This window comes from Flavobacteriales bacterium (genome assembly GCA_013214975.1).
Taxonomy (GTDB): Bacteria; Bacteroidota; Bacteroidia; order DT-38; family DT-38; genus DT-38.
In genome coordinates, this window is the sequence record JABSPR010000143.1 from 1 (window position 1) to 3418 (window position 3418).

General features: G+C 35.4%; 5 protein-coding genes. 4 read left to right on the forward strand and 1 reads right to left on the reverse strand.

Annotation, left to right across the window (positions count from 1 at the left end; genetic code table 11):
* The 3 genes from HRT72_05295 to HRT72_05305 all read left to right on the forward strand — a co-directional run.
* A partial coding sequence (locus HRT72_05295) for a DUF1015 family protein (protein ID NQY67125.1) occupies positions 1 to 238 on the forward strand: 238 nt, incomplete at its 5' end.
* Between the two features lie 10 nt (positions 239 to 248).
* The gene (locus HRT72_05300; GenBank protein NQY67126.1) at positions 249 to 920 is read left to right on the forward strand and encodes a YggS family pyridoxal phosphate-dependent enzyme; all 672 of its coding nucleotides are present in this window, start codon (positions 249 to 251) and stop codon (positions 918 to 920) included.
* Positions 913 to 1443 (forward strand): hypothetical protein, encoded by a 531-nt coding sequence (locus HRT72_05305; GenBank protein NQY67127.1) that lies wholly within the window; start codon positions 913 to 915, stop codon positions 1441 to 1443. Before HRT72_05300 ends, HRT72_05305 begins: the two co-directional genes overlap by 8 nt.
* 54 nt (positions 1444 to 1497) lie before the next feature.
* Here HRT72_05305 and HRT72_05310 read toward each other — a convergent pair whose 3' ends face one another.
* Positions 1498 to 1644, reverse strand: coding sequence for a hypothetical protein (locus tag HRT72_05310; GenBank protein NQY67128.1), 147 nt, complete (start codon positions 1642 to 1644; stop codon positions 1498 to 1500).
* Between the two features lie 386 nt (positions 1645 to 2030).
* On the opposite strand from HRT72_05310, the gene HRT72_05315 reads away from it, so the two are divergent.
* Positions 2031 to 3137, forward strand: a complete 1107-nt coding sequence (locus HRT72_05315) for a T9SS type A sorting domain-containing protein (GenBank protein ID NQY67129.1) — start codon at positions 2031 to 2033, stop codon at positions 3135 to 3137.
* The last annotated feature ends 281 nt before the right edge of the window (positions 3138 to 3418 follow it).

Genomic DNA, 3418 nt, shown 5'->3' on the forward strand with positions numbered 1-3418 from the left:
AATGAATATTAAAGACCTTAAAACAAATAACAGAGTAAGCTTTATTGATGGCACCCAAGGCATGAGCGCCTTGCAGAAAGCAGTTGAAAACAAAGACTGTCAAGTTGCCTTTGGCCTCTACCCTGTTACCCCTGAACAGCTATTCGACCTTGCAGATAATAATCAGATCATGCCTCCGAAAAGCACTTGGGTAGAACCAAAGCTATGTATGGGAATGACTGTTTATAAGATCATGTAAAACTTCCATTATGAGCATTGCTAGCAATCTCAGTAATAAGCTTAAAGAACTACCAAAATCAGTACAACTGGTTGCTGTTTCAAAAACGAAACCCAATAGCGATATACTAGAAGCTTATAATGCTGGGCAACGCATCTTTGGAGAAAACAAAGTTCAGGACCTTGCTGCAAAAGAAGATGCTTTACCAAAAGACATTGAATGGCATATGATCGGTCATCTTCAAACCAACAAAGTTAAATACATAGCAAGTTTTGTTAGTCTTATTCATTCGGTAGAAAGCATAAAACTGTTGAAGACTATAAATAAAGAAGGCTTAAAGAACAATCGTATAATAGATTGCCTTTTAGAAATAAAGCTTGGGTTAGAGGATTCTAAGTTTGGTCTTTCTAAAGAAGATACGCTAAGTATATTAAATTCTGAAGAGTATCTAGAAATGACAAATATAAGAATAGTTGGTGTTATGGGAATGGCTACCAATACAGAAGACAATAAACTAATACAAACGGAATTTGAGTCTTTAACAGAATTTTCAAACAGTCTGAAAAAAACTTATTTTTCAAACATCAATTCTTTTAAAGAGATATCAATGGGAATGTCATCAGACTATTCATATGCTATAGCTGCGGGAAGTACAATGGTAAGGATTGGGTCTGCAATATTTGGAACAAGAAATTATGGGTGATGCAATTGACTTAAAAGTCACAAAAAAAGATCAAAAAATAATCGAAGAACTATATTCTTCTGATGAAGAAGTTGTGATAAAGGCATTAGATAAAATAATGGAGGACGGTAATAAAAGCATTATGCCTGCTCTTATTCATGTTCTTTCAACTACAGATAAGGATATAATAAAAGAAGGAATCCAAACCATTGTATGTCAACTAAAGGACACAGCTTCAATTGAATTAATGATTTTGTTCTTACAGGTAGAAAAATACAGTTCTATTCATAACCAATTATTAACTGCCTTATGGCAAACTGGTTATGACTGTAGTAAGTATCTCTCTTTATTCGTCGATATAGCACTCAATGGCGACTACCTAGTATGCATTGATGTTTTGAGCATCATAGAAAACATGAAGTCAACTTTTGAGGACGAGGAAATTCAGAATCTCGTAGAAAAAATCGAATTTTCAACACAAGACACTGAATCTAAAAAGTCTCAATTATTATCTGAACTAACAGATACTGTTCGTTCATTATAATAACTCCAAGAAACTAAAAGTAATAAGAAACCCTTAATCGGGCTATCTTATTTACTATGCTTTCCCTACTATTCGGAATACTTTAGTTCCGCAATCTGGACATTCGCCTTTAATAGCTTTCATTTTGTTTTTCATCACAACGTCTTCTGCGTTCTTGATTTCAACTTGTTTTTTGCATTTCATGCATCTTCCTTCAGCCATAACAAATAATTTTAGGTTTGTAATTGAACAAGTATACAAATAAGTTCCTATAACAGTTACAATTATTTATATATATTTTAAATACTCGGATGTTAAAAACTTTTCTCTATTCCCATATCAATCTCTTATTCCTAAATAACCGATTGAATTAAATCAGAAAAACCAACACCTACCTAACGATTGACATTCAAACATCATTTAGATAATACAAGCAGTATTAAATCCAAACACTATACAAGACCTCCTGATTTTAAACAATCTGTTACCAAAACCTATTCAAATAATATTTTATTAAACCCGCATTAAACATCAATAATCCGGATAAGTATTTGCAAAAGAGCAGAATACACTTAACTTTAAGACACCAATTCAACTAAAACACGTGTATGAAAAAAACTAACGATTTAAAGAAACAACTGACTAGCTACTCAATGGTAGCTTGCGCTGTAATGGGTGTTGCGCCTACTGCAAACGCTGAACTGGTTGGCTACGATGTTGACCCAGATTCAACTTGGTTTAACCCGCAGGATACTGGCTGGTATGCAATAAACATTAATAATGTAGGAGAACACTGTAACAGCGCACCAGAATTTAGTTTCGGCGCCAGCGTGGGAACAACGGGAACAGATCTTGGACAAGGATTCATACTTTATGGTTACGAATCAAACAAAGTTGCAGGGGAGTTTTTACAGTATACTTCTTCGTCTAGTGGCCAAACTTCCTGGACCTATAATTTTCCGATAGTAAATTCATCTGGAAGCTCCATCAACGCATCGTTTGCCATGACTGCTAATGAGTCGCCAATCGAGGGAGATATTGCTTGGAATTCTGGCTCTCACTGGCTTGTTTGGGGGTATGATGGCGACCCAAGCAATTCATGGGGAAAATGGGGAGGCTCAACTGACAAGTACCTTGGGTTAAAATTTGTTACATGGGGAGACTCAACGATATCGGTTATGTCTAATTTAGCTGGAGACGGAGATTCATTAATGGTCGATACCGTTGTTGTATCTAACGCAGCTGGAGACGGAGATTCATTAACCTTCAATAATGTTGTCGTTAACGATACAACATGGGAAACAACTGAATTTTATGGATGGATTCTAATGGACGTTGGTATTGATGGATGGGATTATACTGTTAAGGCATGGGCGTATAACGATACTCCTGGGGCTGGAGCTGTTTGCGATATTACTGCAGTAGAATTTGCACCTACAAATCTTTGTGAAACGGTTTCTATAGAAGCAGATAAACATCTTGAATCTAGAGTTGCTATCTATTCTCATGAAAGAAATGTAAACGTAACTCTAACAGGTATTGACAACACAAAAGGAACAGCATCGGTAATTAACGCTGCTGGTCAAATCGTACAAACGGAACCAATAATTGGTTCTACTACAAGGTTTGCAATTAATGGAAGTCCTGCAGGACTGTACATTATCAAGGTAGACGTAAATGGGGGTTCTAAAACTCAAAAGGTTTATATCCAATAATATTCGTTTTTGTTAAATATTAAATCCCTTGTTATGTACAAGGGATTTTTTTTTTGCCTTATTTTAGATGAAATTTTCAGGGTAAGTTCAATAATATGGGGTATTCGAAAAAAGACACCGAATACACAAACAATTTTAAATTTTCTTATATGAAAAAAACTAACGATTTATTAAAGCAAATAGCTGGTTACTCTGTTGTGGCTGGTGCTATAATGGGTGCTGCACCGTCAGCTAACGCAGAACTTGTTGGATATGATGTAGATCCGGATTCTACCTTATTA